The organism is Nonomuraea sp. B5E05, assembly GCF_039880665.1.
Lineage (GTDB): Bacteria > Actinomycetota > Actinomycetes > Streptosporangiales > Streptosporangiaceae > Nonomuraea.
Genome location: NZ_JBDPMJ010000043.1, coordinates 30,134 through 49,692, shown reverse-complemented (window position 1 = coordinate 49,692; position 19,559 = coordinate 30,134). Strand labels below are relative to the sequence as shown.

At 72.9% G+C, this 19,559-nt stretch carries 1 protein-coding gene; it reads left to right on the top strand.

Annotated elements, in window-relative coordinates; all coding sequences use genetic code 11:
• Nucleotides 1-20: 20 nt before the first annotated feature.
• Entirely contained in the window at nt 21-19,541 is a 19,521-nt protein-coding gene (locus tag ABGB01_RS42480) for an SDR family NAD(P)-dependent oxidoreductase (RefSeq protein WP_347779697.1), read from the top strand.
• Nucleotides 19,542-19,559 lie beyond the last annotated feature (18 nt).

Here is a 19,559-nt window from a genome sequence, read left to right as displayed (position 1 = left end):
TGCTTCCCCGGACGCTTCATGTGGATGAGCCGTCGCCGCATGTGGACTGGTCGGCGGGTGCGGTGGAGTTGCTGACCGAGGCCCGCCCGTGGGACGAGCTGGACCGTCCCCGCCGCGCCGCCGTGTCCTCCTTCGGAGTGAGCGGCACCAACGCCCACGTGATCATCGAACAGGGCGAAGAGTTCGAGGTCACCACGGGCGACGACGGGGCTCTGCCGGTGCTGCCCTGGCTCATCTCGGCCAAGAGCCCCGAGGCGCTGGCCGGGCAGGCCCGGCGGCTCGCCTCGTGGGTGGCGCAACGCCCCGAGACCGACCCGGCCGGGATCGCCTGGACGCTGGCCGGCGGTCGCAGCGTGCTGGAGCACCGCGCGGTCGTCGTGGGCGCCGACCGCTCCGAACTGCTGGCCGGGCTGGAGGCGCTGGCCGAGGACCCCTCCGGCGCGATCTCCGGAAGCGGTTGCGGCGGGAAGGTGGCGCTGCTGTTCGCCGGCCAGGGCAGCCAGCGGCTCGGCATGGGCCGCGAGCTCGCCGAGGCGTTCCCCGTGTTCGGCGCCGAACTGGACGAGATCTGCCGGGTGCTCGACCCGCTCTTGCCGCATCCCGTACGTGAGGTGATGTTCAGCGATCCCGAGGGTGTGCTGAACGAGACGGGGATGACGCAGCCTGCGTTGTTCGCCTTCGAGGTGGCGCTGTATCGGTTGCTGGCTTCGTTGGGTGTGCGGGCGGATGTGCTGGTGGGGCATTCGATCGGGGAGATCGCCGCTGCTCATGTGGCGGGGGTGTTCTCGTTGGAGGACGCGTGCACGCTGGTGGCTGCTCGGGCTCGGTTGATGCAGGCGCTTCCTTCCGGCGGGGCGATGCTGGCCGTCGCCGCCCCGGAGGCGGACGTTCTGCCGCTCCTGGCTGGTCGTGAGGACCGGGTGGGGATCGCGGCGGTGAACGGTCCGGCTGCGGTGGTGGTCTCTGGTGATGAGGCGGCGATCGCGGAGATCGAGAGCCAGGTGGAGGTGCGGACGCGCAGGTTGCGGGTGTCGCATGCGTTCCATTCGCCGTTGATGGACCCGATGCTGGCCGACTTCGCCGAGGCGATCAGCGGGGTCACCTTCCAGGAGCCGACGATTCCGGTCATTTCTAATGTGACGGGCCTCCTGGCCGAGCCTGGGCAACTGACTGATGCTGCTTACTGGGTGGAGCACGTACGCGGTGCGGTGCGGTTCGCCGACGGCGTCGCCGCCGCCCGTACGGCCGGTGTCAAGGTCTGGATCGAGGTCGGGCCCGACGCCACCCTGACCGCGCTGGCCCAGCAGAGCGCCGAGGACGGCGTCTTCGTCCCGAGCACGCGCAAGGACCGCGCCGAGCCGCTCGCGTTCGTGCAGGCCCTGGGCCACCTGCATGTGCGCGGCGTGGCCGTCGACTGGGAGGCGTTCTTCGCCCCCGCCCGCCCGTCACTCGTGGACCTGCCCACCTACGCCTTCCAGCACCAGCGGTACTGGATCTCCGCGCGCGCCGGGGCCGGCGACATGGCAGGGGCGGGGCTCGCGGCCTTCGACCATCCCCTGCTGAGCGCGGTGACCGAGGTGGCCGGCGGCGAGTCCGTCATCTTCAGCGGCCGCCTGTCCGTGGCCACCCAGCCGTGGCTGGCCGACCACGCCGTCAACGGCACGATCCTGCTCCCCGGCACGGCGTTCCTGGAGCTGGCGCTGCAGGCGGGCCAGGAGGTGGGCAGCCCGCTCGTCAAGGAGCTCACCCTGCAGGCGCCGCTGCTGCTGTCCCCCGGCGGCGGGCGCCAGGTGCAGGTGGTCGTCGGCGCCGCCGACCCCTCCGGCGCGCGGCCGATCGCCATCCACTCCCGCGCCGACGGCGACACCGCCGGCACGTGGACCCGGCACGCCGACGGCGCGCTGTCCGCCGCCGCGACCGTGCCCGCGGACGGGCTCGAGCAGTGGCCGCCGGCCGGCGCCGACGCGGTCGACGTGTCCGGCGCGTACGAGCTGCTGCTGGGCATGGGATACGAGTACGGGCCCGTCTTCCAGGGCCTGCAGGCCGCCTGGCGGCGGGACCAGGACGTGTTCGCCGAGGTCGAGCTGCCCGAGCAGGCGCACGCCGACGCGGCCAAATCGGGGCTGCACCCCGCACTCCTCGACGCCGCGATGCACGCCCAGCTGATCGCCGGGGACGGGCAGACCGTGCTGCCGTTCTCCTGGGCCGGGGCGCGGCTGCACGCGGCGGGCGCGAGCAGCGTACGGGTGCGGATCTCCCGCCTCCGCGAGACCTCCATCGCGCTGACCATCGCCGACGCCGACGGCGCGCCGGTGTTGTCGGTCGAGTCGCTCGCCGTCCGCCCGGTCTCGGCGGACCAGCTCACCACCGCGGGCAACGACCACGCCGAGTCGCTGTTCCGGGTGGAGTGGACTCCCGTCTCCGCCCCCGACACCGCCGGGCAGTCCGAGCTGCCCGAGCTGGCGTCGGTCGCGGAGGACGCCGCCGTGCCGGACGCGGTCACGTACGTGGTGACCCCGCCGGAGGCCGAGGTGCTCGACGCCGTCCACGAGACCGCCGCCGACGTGCTGAGCGCGGTGCAGGGATGGCTGGCCGACGAGCGGTTCGCGTCGTCGCGGCTGGTGGTGGTGACGCGGGGCGCGGTGGCCGTTGACGACGGCGATCAGGTGGACGTGTCGGCGGCCCCGGTGTGGGGTCTGGTACGGGCGGCCGAGGCGGAGAACCCGGGCCGGTTCGTGCTGGTGGACGTGGACGGCAGCGCCGAGTCATGGGACACGCTGGCCGGGGTGGCGGCCTCCGGAGAGCCGGAGGCGGCCGTCCGCGGTGGCCAGATCCGGGCTCCGCGGCTGGTGAGGGCCGGAACCTCGGCCGGCGAGCCGGTGTTCGGGCCCGAGGGGACCGTGCTGGTGACCGGCGGGACCGGTGGGCTGGGCGCGCTGGTGGCCCGTCACCTGGTGGCCGAGCACGAGGTCAGGAACCTGCTGCTGGTCAGCCGGCGCGGGTTCGACGCGCCCGGTGCGGCCGAGTTGGTGGCGGAGTTGTCGGAGCTGGGCGCCCGGGCGGACGTGGCGGCCTGCGACGTGGCCGACCGCGACGCGCTCGCCACGGTGATCGCCTCCATTCCCGAGGAGCGCGCGCTGCGCGGCGTGGTGCACGCGGCAGGCGTCAGTGACAACGGGCTGGTCGCGTCGCTGTCGGCCGAACGGCTGCACCGCGTGCTGGGGCCGAAGGCCGACGCGGCGTGGCACCTGCACGAGCTCACCCAGGACCTCGACCTGTCGGCGTTCGTGCTGTTCTCTTCCGCCGGCGGTTCTGTCCTGGCGGCGGGACAGGCCAACTACGCCGCCGCGAACGTGTTCCTCGACGCCCTCGCGGCGCACCGGCGGACGTCGGGGCTGGTCGCCACGTCGCTGGCGTACGGGCTGTGGGAGACCGACGCGGGCATGAGCGGCTCGCTGAGCGAGGCCGACTTCGGACGGATGCGGCGCCAGGGCCTGCCGGCGTTGACCGTGGACGAGGCGCTGGCGCTGTTCGACGCCGGATCGGGCTCGGACGCGGCGGCGCTGGTGCCGCTGCGCATCGACACGAGCGCGCTGGCCGGCCGCGGCTCCCGTATTCCCGCGCTGCTGCGCGGCCTGGTGCGCGGGTCGGTACGGCAGGTGGCCCGCTCGACCGGATCGAAGCTGGCCCGCCGGCTCGCCGGGCTGGAGGGCGCGGAACGCGGCAGGATGTTGCTGCTGGAACTCGTCCGCAAGGAAGCGGCCAAGGTGCTGGGCCACGCCTCGGCGGACGCGGTGCAGCCCGACCGCGCCTTCCAGGAGCTCGGCTTCGACTCCCTGACGGCCGTCGAGTTCCGTAACCAGCTCACGGCCGCCATCGGCGTGCCGCTCCCGGCCACGCTCATCTTCGACTACCCGACCGCTGAGGCCATCGCCGACCACCTGGCCAACCAGATGGCCGGCGGGCAGGCCGCCCAGGCCGTCGTGACCGCCACGAAGACGGTCGACGAGCCGATCGCGATCGTGGGGATGGCGTGCCGCTATCCGGGTGGCGTGGTGTCGCCGGAGGATCTGTGGGAGCTGGTGGCGCAGGCTCGCGACGGGGTGGGGGAGTTCCCCGCCGACCGTGGCTGGGACCTGGACAAGCTCTACGACCCCGACCCGGACAGCCGGGGCACCTCGTACGCCCGGCACGGCGGGTTCCTGTATGACGCGGCTGAGTTCGATCCGGGGTTTTTCGGGATTTCGCCGCGTGAGGCGTTGGCGATGGATCCGCAGCAGCGGTTGTTGCTGGAGGCGTCGTGGGAGGCGGTTGAGCGGGCGGGGATTGATCCGGTGGGGTTGCGGGGGAGTCGGACGGGTGTGTTTGCGGGGGTGATGTATCACGATTATGGGTTGGGGACGCCGGCGAATACCAGTGGTGGGAGTTTGGTGTCGGGCCGGGTGTCGTACACGTTGGGGCTTGAGGGTCCGGCGGTGACGGTGGATACGGCGTGTTCGTCGTCGTTGGTGGCGTTGCATTGGGCGGCGCAGGCGTTGCGGTCGGGTGAGTGTGATCTGGCGTTGGCCGGTGGTGTGACGGTGATGTCGACGCCGGGGATGTTCATTGAGTTTTCGCGGCAGCGGGGGTTGGCTGCGGATGGGCGGTGTAAGGCGTTCTCGGCTGGTGCTGATGGCACGGGGTGGGGTGAGGGCGTTGGTGTGTTGTTGGTGGAGCGGTTGTCGGATGCTCGCCGTAACGGTCATCGGGTGCTGGCGGTGGTGCGGGGGAGTGCGGTCAATCAGGATGGTGCGAGTAACGGGATCACGGCTCCGAATGGTCCTTCGCAGCAGCGGGTGATCCGGCAGGCTTTGGCGAACGCCGGCTTGTCGGTCGCCGACGTGGACGTGGTGGAGGCGCACGGCACCGGCACGACGCTGGGCGACCCGATCGAGGCCCAGGCGCTGCTGGCGACGTATGGCCAGGAGCGGCCTGATGACCGGCCCGTGTGGCTGGGGTCGCTGAAGTCGAACATCGGTCACACGCAGGCCGCCTCAGGTGTGGGCGGTGTGATCAAGATGGTCATGGCGCTGCGTAACGGCATGCTTCCCCAGACGCTTCATGTGGATGAGCCTTCTCCGCATGTGGACTGGTCGGCGGGTGCGGTGAAGCTGCTGACCGAGGCGCAGCCGTGGCGGGAGAACGGGCATGCTCGCCGGGCCGCTGTGTCGTCGTTCGGGATCAGTGGCACGAACGCTCACGTGATCATCGAGCAGGGCCCGGTCACGGAGCCGGAGCCCGAGCCGGCGGAGCAGGCGCCGGTGGTGCCGTTGCTGGTGTCGGCGAAGGACGGGCGGGCGTTGCGGGCGCAGGCCGATCGGCTGGCGTCGTGGCTGGAGTCGGAGCCGTCGGTTGTGGTGTCGGATGCGGCGTGGTCGCTGGCGACGGGCCGGGCGGTGCTGGAGCAGCGCGCGGTGGTCGTGGGAGCTGATCGGGACGAACTGGTGGCCGGTCTTCGGGAGCTGGCTCCCGAAGGGGTCACGCCTGTTGGGAAGCTGGCGTTGTTGTTCGCCGGTCAGGGCAGTCAGCGGGTCGGCATGGGGGCGTCTCTCATCGAGAGGTTCCCGGTGTTCGCCGAGGCGCTGGACGAGATCTGCGCCCGGTTCGATCCGTTGTTGCCGCATCCGTTGCGTGAGGTGATGTTCAGCGACCCCGAGGGTGCGCTGAACGAGACGGGTATGACGCAGCCCGCGTTGTTCGCCTTCGAGGTCGCGCTGTTCCGGTTGCTGGAGTCGTTGGGTGTGCGGGCCGATGTACTGGTCGGTCACTCGATCGGGGAGATCGCCGCCGCTCATGTGGCCGGGGTGTTCTCGCTGGAGGACGCCTGCACGCTGGTCGCGGCCCGTGCCCGCCTGATGCAGGCGCTTCCCTCTGGTGGGGCGATGCTGGCGGTGGCCGCTCCGGAGGCCGATGTCCTGCCGCTCCTGGCCGGTCGTGAGGATCGGGTGGGGATCGCGGCGGTGAACGGTCCGGCTGCGGTGGTGGTGTCCGGTGACGAGACCACGATCGCCGAGATCGAGAGTCTGGTGAAGGCGCGGACCCGGCGGTTGCGGGTGTCGCATGCCTTCCACTCACCGTTGATGGAGCCGATGCTGGCGGAGTTCGCCGAGGTGGTCGGCGGGCTTACGTTCCACGAGCCGACGATTCCGGTCGTCTCGAATGTGACGGGCCGTCTGGCCGAGCCGGGGCAGCTGACCGATCCCGCCTACTGGGTGCAGCATGTGCGTGGCGCGGTGCGGTTCGCCGACGGGGTGACCTCGGCTGGTGCAAGTCACTTCCTGGAGGTCGGTCCGGACGGAGTGCTGACCGGGCTGGCGCAGCAGAGTGTCGAGGACGCGGTGTTCGTCCCGGCCGTGCGTAAGGACCGTGACGAGACCCGGGCGCTGATCGAGGCGCTGGGTGGGTTGCACGTCCAGGGCATCACCGTGGACTGGACGAAGGTGCTGACCCCCGGCCGGTTCGCCGACCTGCCCACGTACGCCTTCCAGCACGAGCGGTTCTGGGTGCCGGCCAGTCTGGAGTCGCAGGACGTGGGGGAGGCCGGGCTCGGCGCCATCGACCATCCCATGCTTCGTGCGGCCATCTCCGCACCCGACTCCGACACCCACACCTTCACCGGCAGGTTGTCGCCGGCGGGGCAGCCGTGGCTGGCCGATCACCAGGTGGACGGCCGGGTGGTGGTGCCGGGGGCGGCGCTGGTGGAGCTTGCGCTGCGGGCCGGTCAGGAGCTGGGGTGTGCGCGGCTGGTCGAGTTGACCATGCAGGCGCCGCTGGTGGTGCCGGACGGGCGGGGCGTGGATGTGCAGCTGGTGGCCGGGCCGTGCGAAGAGTCCGGTGGCCGCCAGGTGAGCTTGTATGCGCGTGCGGGTCAGGAGGAGTGGACGTTGCACGCACAAGGGGTGCTGGCCGAGGAGAGCGGTCAGCCGGTCGCGGTTGCGGAGCAGTGGCCGCCGGCCGGTGCCCGGCCGCTCGATGTCGAGCACCTGTACGACGACATGGCGGCGATGGGCCTGGACTACGGACCCCTGTTCCAGGGGCTGGTGGCCGCCTGGCAGCACGACGGCTCGGTGTTCGCCGAGATCGCCCTGCCCGAGCAGGGGCACGCCGATGCGGGACGGTTCGGGTTGCACCCGGCGCTGCTGGACGCGTCGCTGCATGCCGCAGCCCTGGGCGATCTGGTGCCGAGAGCGGAAGGGCGGCCGTATCTGCCGTTCGCCTGGAACGGCGTGTCGCTGCACGCGGCGGGCGCGACCGGCCTGCGGGTCAAGGTCACCCGCGGCTCCTCCGAGACCAGCATCACGTTGAGCATCACCGACGAGACCGGCACCCCCGTGGCCGAGATCGACACGCTCACCCTGCGCGCCCTGTCCACCGAACTCACCGCAGGCGCCCTGGACACCCTCTACCAGGTGACCTGGACGGAGCCTGCCGAGCTCCCTGCCGCCGGAGATGAGGAGTATCCGAGCCTGGCGTCGCTCAGGGACACGGACGCCATGCCGGAGTGGGCGTTCGTGGAATGCCCCGTCACCGAGCCCGGCGACGACATCCCCGCCGCGGTGCGGCGTGCCACCGCGTACGCGCTGACCTCCGTCCAGGAATGGCTGGCCGACGAGCGGTTCGCGTCGTCGCGGCTGGTGGTGGTGACGCGGGGTGCGGTGGCCGTTGACGACGGCGATCAGGTGGACGTGTCGGCGGCCCCGGTGTGGGGCCTGGTACGGGCGGCCGAGGCGGAGAACCCGGGCCGGTTCGTGCTGGTGGACGTGGACGGCAGCGCCGAGTCGTGGGCCGCCGTGGGATCGGTGGTCGCTTCGGGCGAGCCGGAGTCCGCGCTCCGGGACGGCCGGGTGCTGGTGCCGAGACTGAACCGGGTCAGGGCCCTGGAGCAGCGCGAGCCGGTGTTCGGACCTGACGGCACCGTGCTGGTGACCGGCGGGACCGGTGGGCTGGGCGCGCTGGTGGCCCGTCACCTGGTAGCCGAGCACGACGTACGGCACCTGCTGCTGGTCAGCCGGCGCGGCCCGGACGCGCCAGGCGCCGCCGAACTGGCGACCGAGCTGTCCGAGCTGGGCGCCGAGGTGAACGTGGCGGCCTGCGACGTGGCCGACCGTGAGGCGCTGGCCGCGCTGATCGCGTCCATTCCCGAGGAGCGCGCGCTGCGTGGCGTGGTGCATGCCGCAGGCGTGGGCGACAACGGGCTGGTGGGGTCGCTGTCGGTCGAGCGCCTCGACGGTGTGCTGGGGCCGAAGGCGGACGCGGCGTGGCACCTGCACGAGCTGACCCGTGACCTGGACCTGTCGGCGTTCGTGCTGTTCTCTTCCGCCGGCGGTTCCGTCCTGGCGGCGGGACAGGCCTACTACGCCGCCGCGAACGTGTTCCTCGACGCCCTCGCTGTGCACCGGCGGTCGTCCGGGCTGGTGGCGACGTCGCTGGCGTTCGGGCTGTGGGACACCGACACCGGGCTGAGCGCCTGGCTGAGCGAGGCCGACTTCGAGCGGATGCGGCGCCAGGGCCTGCCGGCGTTGACGGTGGACGAGGCGCTGGCGTCGTTCGATGCGGGGTCGGGTTCGGACGCGGCGGCGCTGGTGCCGCTGCGGGTCGATGCCGCGGCGCTGCGCGGCCGAGGTACGGAGCTTCCCGCGCTGCTCCGCGGCCTGGTACGCGGATCGGCACGCCAGGCGGCCCGCGCGGCCGGATCCGGGCTGGCCCGCCGGCTCGCCGGGCTGGAGGCGTCCGAGCGCGGCAGGATGCTGCTGGAGCTGGTCCGCCAGGAGGTGGCCAGGGTTCTCGGTCACGCCTCCATGGACGCCGTGGAGCCCGACCGCGCCTTCCAGGAGCTCGGCTTCGACTCCCTCACGGCCGTCGAACTCCGTAACCAGCTCAACTCGGGCACCGGGCTGCGGCTCCCTGCCACGCTGGTCTTCGACTACCCCAACGCGCGAGCCGTCGCCGACTACCTGGAGACGGAGCTCACCGGAGCCGGGGCGGAGGCGACGGCCGTCACCGCGGCCACGACGCCGCTGAACGACGAGCCCATCGCGATCGTCGGCATGGCCTGCCGGTACCCGGGCGGTGTGCTCTCGCCGGAGGACCTCTGGCAGCTGGTGAGCGCCGGTACGGACGCGATCGGCGGGTTCCCCGCCGACCGGGGGTGGGACCTGGACCGGCTGTACCACCCGGACCCCGACAATTCCGGCACCACGTACACGAAGCAGGGCGGTTTCCTGCACGACGCGGGCGAGTTCGATCCGGCGTTCTTCGGGATCTCGCCGCGTGAGGCCCTGGCCATGGACCCGCAGCAGCGGCTCCTCCTCGAGGCCTCGTGGGAGGCGATCGAGCGGGCCGGGATCGACCCGGCCGCGCTGCGCGGCAGCAGGACCGGCGTCTTCGCGGGCGTCATGTACCACGACTACGCGGCCCACCTCACTACCGTGCCCACGGAGCTGGAAGGGCTCATCGCCACCGGGAACTCCGGCAGCGTCGTCTCCGGCCGCCTGTCGTACACCTTCGGGCTGGAGGGCCCCGCGGTGACCGTGGACACCGCCTGCTCCTCCTCTCTCGTCGCCCTGCACTGGGCGGCGCAGGCGCTGAGGTCGGGCGAGTGTGACATGGCGCTGGCCGGCGGCGTGACCGTGATGGCCACGCCCGGCACCTTCGTGGAGTTCTCGCGCCAGCGCGGTCTGTCCCCGGATGGACGGTGCAAGGCGTTCTCCGCTGACGCCGACGGCACCGGCTGGGGCGAGGGCGTCGGCGTACTGCTGGTGGAGCGGTTGTCGGACGCGGAACGTAACGGGCACCAGGTGCTCGCCGTGGTGCGGGGCAGCGCGGTCAACCAGGACGGTGCGAGTAATGGTCTGACGGCGCCGAACGGTCCGTCGCAGCAGCGGGTGATCCGGCAGGCGCTGGCGAATTCGGGTCTGTCGGCGGCTGAGGTGGATGCGGTGGAGGCGCATGGCACGGGTACGACGCTGGGTGATCCGATCGAGGCGCAGGCGTTGCTGGCGACCTATGGTCAGGATCGCGACGAGCCGCTCTGGTTGGGGTCGGTGAAGTCGAACATCGGTCATACGCAGGCGGCTGCGGGTGTGGCGGGTGTGATCAAGATGGTGATGGCGCTGCGTCACGGGGTGTTGCCGAAGACGTTGCATGTGGATGAGCCGTCGCCGCACGTGGACTGGTCGGCCGGCGCGGTCGAGCTCCTGACCGAGCCGCAACCGTGGCAGCAGAACGGGCACGTCCGCCGCGCGGCCGTCTCGTCGTTCGGGATCAGCGGCACCAACGCCCACGTGATCATCGAGCAGGGGCCTGCCACGGAGCAGGAGCCCGAGCCGATGAGTGAGCCGGTGGATGGGGCGCCGGTGGTGCCGTGGGTGGTGTCGGGCCGGAGTGCGGAGGCGTTGCGGGCTCAGGCGGGCCGGCTGGCCGATGCGGTGGCCGGTGTGGGGGCCGGTGTGGTGGCCGGTGTGGGTGCTGGTGCGCGGCCGGTGGATGTGGCGCATTCGCTGGTGGTTTCGCGGTCGGTGTTCGATCACCGTGCGGTGGTGGTGGGTGCTGATCGGGATGAGCTGGTGGCGGGGTTGCGTGAGCTGGCCGATGGTGCCGCCTCGAGTGTGGTGCAGGGCGTTGCCGGTGGTGGTGGCAAGTCGGTGTTCGTGTTCCCTGGTCAGGGGTCGCAGTGGCTGGGGATGGGGGTGGAGTTGCTGGACGCTTCGCCGGTGTTCGGGGCGCGGATGGCTGAGTGTGAGGCGGCGCTGGCTGCGTTCGTGGACTGGTCGTTGACGGGTGTGTTGCGGGGTGAGGACGGCCAGCCGGGTTATGACCGGGTGGATGTGGTGCAGCCGGTGCTCTGGGCGGTGATGGTGTCGCTTGCGGAGGTGTGGCGGTCGCTCGGTGTGGTTCCGGCGGCGGTGGTCGGGCATTCGCAGGGGGAGATCGCGGCTGCGGTGGTCGCGGGTGCGTTGTCGTTGGAGGACGGCGCGCGGGTGGTGGCGTTGCGTAGCCAGGCGATCGTGGCGCTGGCCGGCCGCGGCGGTATGGCGTCGGTGGCGCTCGGCTCGGTTGAGGTGGGTGAGCTGCTGGGGCGCTGGGAGGGCCGGTTGTCGGTGGCGGCGGTGAACGGTCCCGCTTCGACGGTGGTGTCGGGCGATGTGGACGCCATCGACGAGCTGCTGGCGCATTGCGAGGCGGAGGGGGTGCGGGCCAAGCGGATCGATGTGGACTACGCCTCGCATTCGGCGCACGTGGCGGCCATCGAGGACGAACTCGCCCGGCTGCTCGCCCCGGTCACGCCCCGCCAAGCCGACGTGGCGTGGTACTCCACGGTGCGGCGGGAGTGGTTGTCCGGGTCGGAGGTGGATGCCGGGTACTGGTTTGAGAATCTGCGGCGGACGGTGTGGTTGGAGCCGTCGGTGGGTGCGTTGGTGGAGCAGGGCTTCGGGGTTTTTGTTGAGGTCAGTGCGCATCCGGTGTTGACGATGGCGGTGCAGGAGACGGCTGAGCGTGCGGGTGGGGAGGTGGTGGTGTGTGGCACGTTGCGGCGTGATGATGGTGGTCTTGCCCGGGTGTGGTCGAGCGCGGCGGAGTTGTGGGTCCACGGCGTCGACGTCGACTGGCCGCAAACCTACGCCGAGTCCGGCCCGCGGATCATCGACCTGCCCACCTACGCCTTCCAACACCAGCGCTACTGGCTGCAGGGATCGGCGAGCGCGGGCGACGCGGCCAGCCTTGGACTCGAGGCCACCGGCCACCCGCTGCTCGGCGCGTTCACCGGCCTGGCCGCCGGTGGAGAGGTCGTGCTCACCGGCCGCGTGTCCGTCGCCACCCACCCGTGGCTGGCCGACCACAAGGTCAACGGGCAGGTGTTCCTCCCCGGAGCGGCACTCGTCGAGCTGGCCATCAGGGCAGGCGACGAGGCCGGCTGCGGCCTCCTCGAAGAGCTGACCATCCAGGCGCCGCTCATCGTGCCCGAGCCCGGAGCGGTCCAGCTCCAGCTGGCCGTGGGCGCACCGGACGAGGACGGGCGGCGGCAGCTCGGCATCTACTCGCGGATCCAGGACGCCACCGACTGGGTGCGGCACGCCGCGGGCGTGCTGGCCGCGGCCGATGCGGCGGTCCCTGAGCCGGTCGGCACCTGGCCGCCGGAGCAGGCGCGGGCCGTGGCCCTGGACGAGCATTACGACGACCTCGCCGGCATGGGCCTCGACTACGGCACGACGTTCCGCGGGCTGCGGGCGGCCTGGCGGCGGGGCGACGACGTCTTCGCCGAGGTGGCGCTGCCGGACGACACCGACGCCGACGGGTACGGACTGCATCCGGCGTTGTTCGACGCCGCCCTGCACGCGGTCTCCCTCGGCGGGTTCCTGGCCGATCCCGAGCCCGGCAGGCCGTACCTGCCGTTCGCCTGGAGCGATGTGGCGCTGCACGCCTCCGGGGCGACGAGACTCCGTGTGCGGATCTCTCCGGCCGGCCAGGGAGCGGTCTCCGTGACGCTGATGGACACCGAAGGGCTGGCCGTGGCCACGATCGGCGCTCTGGCCGCCCGCCCCGTGCCGGTCGGGCCGCAGGACGGCTCCGGCACGAGGAAACATCGCGACAAGCTGTTCCAGCTCGACTGGGTGAGGCTGCCGCAGAACGGCGCGGCCGAGGCGGGCTACGAGACCGTCTCCAGCCTGGCGGCGCTGGCCGGGGGCGCGACGGTTCCCGAGCGCGTGCTGATCGAAGCGCCCGCCGGCTCCCGCCTGGCCGTCCACGACGTGCTGGCGGCGCTGCAGGAGTGGCTGGCCGACGACCGGTTCGCGGCGTCGCGGCTGGTCGTGGTGACCCGGGGTGCCGTGCCCGCAGGCGACGCGCCCGTACAGGATGTGCATCAGGCCGCCGTGTGGGGGCTCGTGCGGGCCGCGCAGGCGGAGCAGCCCGGCAGGTTCGTGCTGCTGGACCTGGACGGCGACGCGGACGGCACGATCGGCGAGGCTCTGGCGTCGGACGAGCCGCAGCTGGCCGTGCGCGACGGCCAGGTGTGGGTGCCGAGGCTGAGCCGGACCGTGCCGAGCGGTGAGGGGCGGCCCGCGTTCGGCGTGGGCGGGACCGTGCTGATCACCGGCGGTACGGGCGGGCTGGGCGCGCTGGTGGCCCGTCACCTGGTGACCGAGCACGAGGTCAGGCGGCTGCTGCTGGTCAGCCGGCGCGGGCCGGAGGCGCCCGGTGCGGCCGAGTTGGTGGCGGAGTTGTCGGAGCTGGGCGCCCGGGTGGACGTGGCGGCCTGCGACGTGGCCGACCGCGAGGCGCTCTACGGAGTGATCACCTCGGTCGCGGACTCGCTGGTGGGCGTGGTCCACACGGCGGGCGTGCTGGACGACGGCGTGGTCACGTCGTTGTCGGCCGAGCGGCTGGACCGGGTGCTGGAGCCGAAGGCGGATGCCGCCTGGCACCTGCACGAGCTGACGCGGGGCCTGGACCTGTCGGCGTTCGTGTTGTTCTCGTCGATGGCGGGTGTGCTCGGGGGAGCGGGCCAGGGCAACTACGCGGCGGCGAACGCTTTCCTCGACGGGCTCGCCCAGTTGCGGGCCGCCGAAGGGCTGGCGGCGACGTCGTTGGCGTGGGGGCTGTGGGAGCAGGGCGGCATGACGGGCGAGCTGTCCGAGGCTGACCTGCGCAGGCTGGCGCGGATGGGCGTGACGCCGCTGTCCGCCGACGACGGTCTCGGCCTGTTCGACGCCGCGCTCCGGCACGACCGTGCCCTGCTGGTCCCCGCCCACCTCGACGTCAAGGCCATGGGCGCCCAGGCCGACGCCGTTCCCCCGCTGCTGCGTGGCCTGGTCACCGGGTCCGGCAGGCGCGTGGTGACCGCAGCGTCGGAGGCCGCGGCCACGCTCAAGCAGCAGCTGGCTGCCCTGCCGCCGGCCGGGCAGCAGGCCGCGCTGCGGGATCTCGTCGCCTCCCAGGTCGCCGTGGTGCTCGGCCTGGCCGACCCGTCGGCGGTCGACGACGGAATGCCGTTCCAGGAGCTGGGATTCGACTCGCTGATGGCGGTCGAATTCCGCAACCGGCTCAACGCGGCCACGGGCATGCGGCTCCCCGCGACCCTGATCTTCGACTATCCGACCCCGGAGGCGCTCGTCCGCTACCTGGCAGGCGAGCTCCTCGGCAAGCAGGAGAGCGCCGTCCAGGCGCGGGTCACGGCAGCCGACGACGAGCCCATCGCGATCGTCGGCATGGCCTGCCGCTTCCCCGGCGGCGTCGAATCCCCTGAGGAACTGTGGCGGCTGCTCGCCCAGGGCGGCGACGCGATCTCCGAGTTCCCCGCCGACCGCGGCTGGGACCTGGACACGCTGTACGACCCCGAGCCCGGCAACCGCGGCACCTCCTACTCCCGGCACGGCGGTTTCCTGCACGACGCGGGCGAGTTCGACCCGGGATTCTTCGGGATCAGCCCGCGCGAGGCCCTGGCCATGGACCCGCAGCAGCGGCTGCTGCTGGAGACGTCGTGGGAGGCGATCGAGCGGGCCGGGATCGACCCGACCCGGTTGCGCGGCAGCCGGACCGGCGTGTTCGCCGGCGTCATGTACCACGACTACGCCAGCCAGCTGTCCTCCGTGCCCGACCAGCTCGAAGGGCTGATCGGCACCGGCAACTCCGGCAGCGTCGCCTCCGGCCGCGTGTCGTACGTCTTCGGGCTCGAAGGCCCGGCGATGACCGTGGACACGGCGTGCTCGTCGTCGCTCGTGGCGCTGCACCTGGCGGTGCAGGCACTGCGGTCGGGCGACTGCGACCTCGCCCTGGCCGGCGGCGTGACGGTGATGGCGACGCCGTGGACGTTCATCGAGTTCTCCCGGCAGCGCAACCTGTCCGTCGACGGCAGGTGCCGGGCGTTCGCCGAGTCGGAAGGCGGCGTCGGGCTCTCGGAGGGCTCGGGCGTGCTGCTGGTGGAGCGGCTGTCGGACGCGCGGCGCAACGGGCACCAGGTGCTCGCCGTGGTGCGCGGCTCCGCGGTCAACCAGGACGGCGCCAGCAACGGCCTGACCGCTCCGAACGGGCCGTCGCAGCAGCGGGTGATCCGGCAGGCCCTGGCCAACGCCGGGCTGTCGGCGGCCGACGTCGACGCGGTCGAGGCCCACGGCACCGGCACCACCCTGGGCGACCCGATCGAGGCGCAGGCGATCCTGGCCACGTACGGGCAGGACCGCCCCGAGGACCGGCCGGTGTGGCTGGGGTCGATCAAGTCCAACATCGGCCACGCGCAGGCCGCCGCCGGGGTCGCGGGCGTCATCAAGATGGTCATGGCCCTGCGCAACGGCGAGCTGCCGCGGACCCTGCACGCGGACGAGCCGTCCACGCACGTGGACTGGTCGGGCGGCGCGGTCGAGCTGCTCACCGAGGCCCGGCCGTGGGAGCGCGACGAGGCGCCCCGTCGCGCCGCCGTCTCCTCCTTCGGCATCAGTGGCACCAACGCGCACGTCGTGCTGGAGGAGTCGCCGGCCGAGCCGGCGACTGAGCCCGAGCCGGCGGCCGAGCTGCCGGTGGTGCCGTGGGTGTTGTCCGGCAGGAGCGGGGAGGCGCTCGCGGCGCAGGCGGCACGGTTGCGCACCTGGATGGAGTCGCGCCGGGACCTGGACGTGGCCGACGTCGGCTGGTCGCTCGCGACGGGCCGGGCGGTGCTGGAGCACCGTGCGGTCGTCGCCGGCGCGGACCGCGCCGAGCTGCTGGCGGCGCTGGCGGCGGTGGCCGACGGCAGGCACGGCGAGCCGGCGGTCGAGACCGGCCTGGCCCGGTCGAGGGCCAAGGCGGCGATGTTGTTCGCCGGCCAGGGCAGCCAGCGGATCGGCATGGGACGGGAGCTCGCCGACGCGTTCCCGGTCTTCGCGCGGGCGCTGGACGACATCTGCCGGGTGATCGACCCGCTGCTGCCCCACCCGCTGCGCGCGACCATGGCCGACGGCCCTGCCGAGGTGCTGGACGAGACGGGCATGACCCAGCCCGCGCTGTTCGCCTTCGAGGTCGCCCTGTACCGGCTGCTGGAATCGCTGGGCGTCGCGCCCGCGGTGCTGGCCGGGCACTCGGTCGGCGAGATCGCGGCCGCCCACGTGGCGGGGGTGTTCTCGCTGGAGGACGCCTGCACGCTGGTCGCGGCCCGGGCCCGGCTGATGCAGGCGCTGCCCGCCGGTGGCGCGATGCTGGCCGTCGCCGCGCCGGAGGCGGACGTCCTGCCGCTGCTCGACGGGTACGAGGACCGCGCCGGCATCGCGGCGGTCAACGGCCCGGCGGCGGTGGTGGTGTCGGGTGATGAGGCGGCCGTCACGGAGATCGAGAGCCGGACGGAGGCGCGCACCCGGCGGTTGCGGGTCTCGCACGCGTTCCACTCGCCGCTGATGGAGCCGATGCTGGCCGACTTCGCCGAGGCGATCGGTGGGATCACCTTCCACGAGCCGACGATCCCGGTCGTCTCCAACGTGACCGGCCGCCTGGCCGAGCCCGGCCGGCTGACCGACCCGTCCTACTGGGTCGAGCACGTACGCGGAGCCGTCCGGTTCGCCGACGGCGTCGCCGCCGCCCGTACGGCGGGGGCCACCGTCTTCGTCGAGCTCGGCCCCGACACCACGCTGACCGGGCTCGCCCAGCAGACCCTCACGGGAGACGAGACCTTCGTCAACACGAGGGCCAAGGACCGGCACGAGGCGCGCACGTTCGTTCAGGCGCTGGGCCGGATGCACGCGCACGGCGTCACCGTCGACTGGGCGGCGTACTTCGCGGCGGCGCGCCCGTCCCGCGTGGATCTGCCCACCTACGCCTTCCAGCACGAGCACTTCTGGCTCCGCCCGGGACCCGGCACCGGCGACGTCACCACCGCGGGCCTGGGAGCCGTCGAGCACCCACTGCTCAGCGCGGCGACCGAGGTGGCCGGCGGCGAAACGGTGATCTTCAGCGGGCGGCTGTCGGTCGCCACACACCCCTGGCTGGCCGACCACGTGGTCGGCGGCAGCGTCATCGTGCCAGGCACGGCGCTGGTGGAGCTCGCCGTCCGGGCCGGGGACGAGAGCGGCTGCCCGCACCTGCAGGAGCTCACCCTGCAGGCCCCGCTGGTGGTGCCCGAGGACGGCGGCGTGCAGCTCCAGCTGGTGTCCACGGCCACCGAGGAGCCGGGCCGGCGGGCGCTGGCCGTCCACTCGCGGGCGCAGGACGCCACCGAGTGGACCCAGCACGCGCAGGCCACCCTCACGGCGAGCGTGCCGGAGCCCGACGTCGATCTCGCGCAGTGGCCGCCCGCGGGCGCCCAGCCGGTCGCCGTCCAGGACCTCTACGACGACATGGTGGCGATCGGGCTCGACTACGGGCCGACGTTCCAGGGGCTGACCAGCGCCTGGGAGCGGCGCGGCGAGGTGTTCGCCGAGATCGTCCTGCCCGAGGAGGCGCACGCGGACGCCGGCCGGTTCGGGCTGCACCCCGCGCTGCTGGACGCCGCGCTGCACGCCACCGCGCTGGGCGGCCTGCTGCCCCGGCCGGAGCCCGGGCGGCCGTACCTGCCGTTCGCCTGGTCGGGCGTGTCCCTGCACGCGGCAGGCGCGACGAGCCTGCGCGTCAAGCTCGCCAACGCCGGTGGGAGCGCCGTCACGCTGGCCATCGCCGACGAGCTGGGCGCCCCGGTCGCCGTCGTCGACACCCTTTCCCTGCGCCCCCTGGCCGCCGCGCAACTGGGCGGCACGAACCGGGGCGCACTCCACGAGATCGAGTGGACCCCCGTCACCGGCGCGCCCGCGCAGGAGGCGGTCAGGTGGGCGCTGCTCGGCACCGACGACCTCGGCACCGGAGCGGCGACCTACCCGGACGCGGCCACGCTCGGCTCGCTGCACGACCCGGCCGACCTGCCCGAGGCCGTCCTGGTCCGCTGCCCTGCCGGGGACCACCACGCCGCGACGCACGAAACCCTCGAACTGCTGCAGAGCTGGCTGGCCGAGGAGCAGCTCGAAACGGCGCGACTGGTCATCCTCACGCGTGGCGCCGTCGCCGCCGCCCCCGGCGAGCGTCCCGACCTCGCCCACGCGGCGGTGGGCGGGCTCGTCAGGGCCGCGCAGGCCGAGCAGCCCGGCAGGTTCGTGTTGCTGGACCTTGACGGCGACGCGGACACCGACCGGCTGGACCCGGCGGTGGTCGGCCAGGCGCTGGCCACCGGGGAGCCGCAACTGGCGATCAGAGGCGGTGAGCTGCGGGCGCCACGGCTCGGCAGGGCCGCGGACCTGGCAGACCCGGAGCCGGTGTTCGGACCTGACGGAACGGTGCTGATCACCGGCGGTACGGGCGGGCTGGGCGCGCTGGTGGCCCGTCACCTGGTGACCGAGCACGAGGTCAGGCGGCTGCTGCTGGTCAGCCGGCGCGGGCCGGAGGCGCCCGGTGCGGCCGAGCTGGTGGCGGAGTTGTCGGAGCTGGGCGCCCGGGTGGACGTGGCCGCCTGCGACGTGGCCGACCGCGACGCGCTCGCCCGGGTGCTGGAGGGCGTGGACGACCTGGTCGGCGTGGTGCACACGGCCGGCGTCCTGGACGACGGCGTCATCACGTCGATGTCGGGCGATCGGCTCGACCGGGTGCTGCGGCCGAAGGCGGACGCCGCCTGGCACCTGCACGAGCTGACGCGGGGCCTGGACCTGTCGGCGTTCGTGTTGTTCTCGTCGATGGCGGGTGTGCTCGGGGGAGCGGGCCAGGGCAACTACGCGGCGGCGAACGCCTTCCTCGACGGGCTCGCCCAGTTGCGGGCCGCCGAAGGGCTGGCGGCGACGTCGCTGGCGTGGGGGCTCTGGGAGCAGGGCGGCATGACGGGCGAGCTGTCCGAAGCCGACCTGCGCAGGCTGGCCCGGATGGGGCTGGCGCCGCTGTCCGCCGACGACGGTCTCGGCCTGTTCGACGCCGCCGTACCGTCAGGAAAGGCACTGCTCATCCCCGCCCGCTTCGTGCAGGCCCGCACCAGCGCCAGGACCTCCGTACGGCGGGCCGGCACCGGCGACGGGCTCGCCGACCGGCTGGCCACGCTGGAACCCGACGAGCGCCGCTCGGCACTGGCGGACATCGTCCGCGGCCAGGCGGCCACCGTGCTGGGCTTCACCGACGGATCGGCGATCGACCCCCAGCGCCCGTTCCAGGACCTCGGGTTCGACTCCCTGACCGCGGTCGAGTTCCGCAACCAGCTCGGCAAGGCCACGGGGCTGCGGCTCCCTGCCACCGCCGTCTTCGACTACCCCACCCCGGTCGCCCTGACCGAGCACCTCATGGGGTACTTCGCCGAGACGAAGGACGAGGAGGCCGGCATCCTGCGGTTCTTCGCGGAGCTGGACCAGATCGAAGAATCACTCACCACACTCGCCGAGGACAGCACGGTGCGCAGCCGGCTCACCACGCGCCTCAAGGAGCTCCTGTCCGGCCTCAACGGCCCCGGCGGGACATCCGACGTCGTCGACCAGATCGAGTCCGCGTCCGACGACGAGATGTTCGCCTTCATCGACAACGAGCTTGAGATCTCTTGATATTTCGCAGCGGCTGAG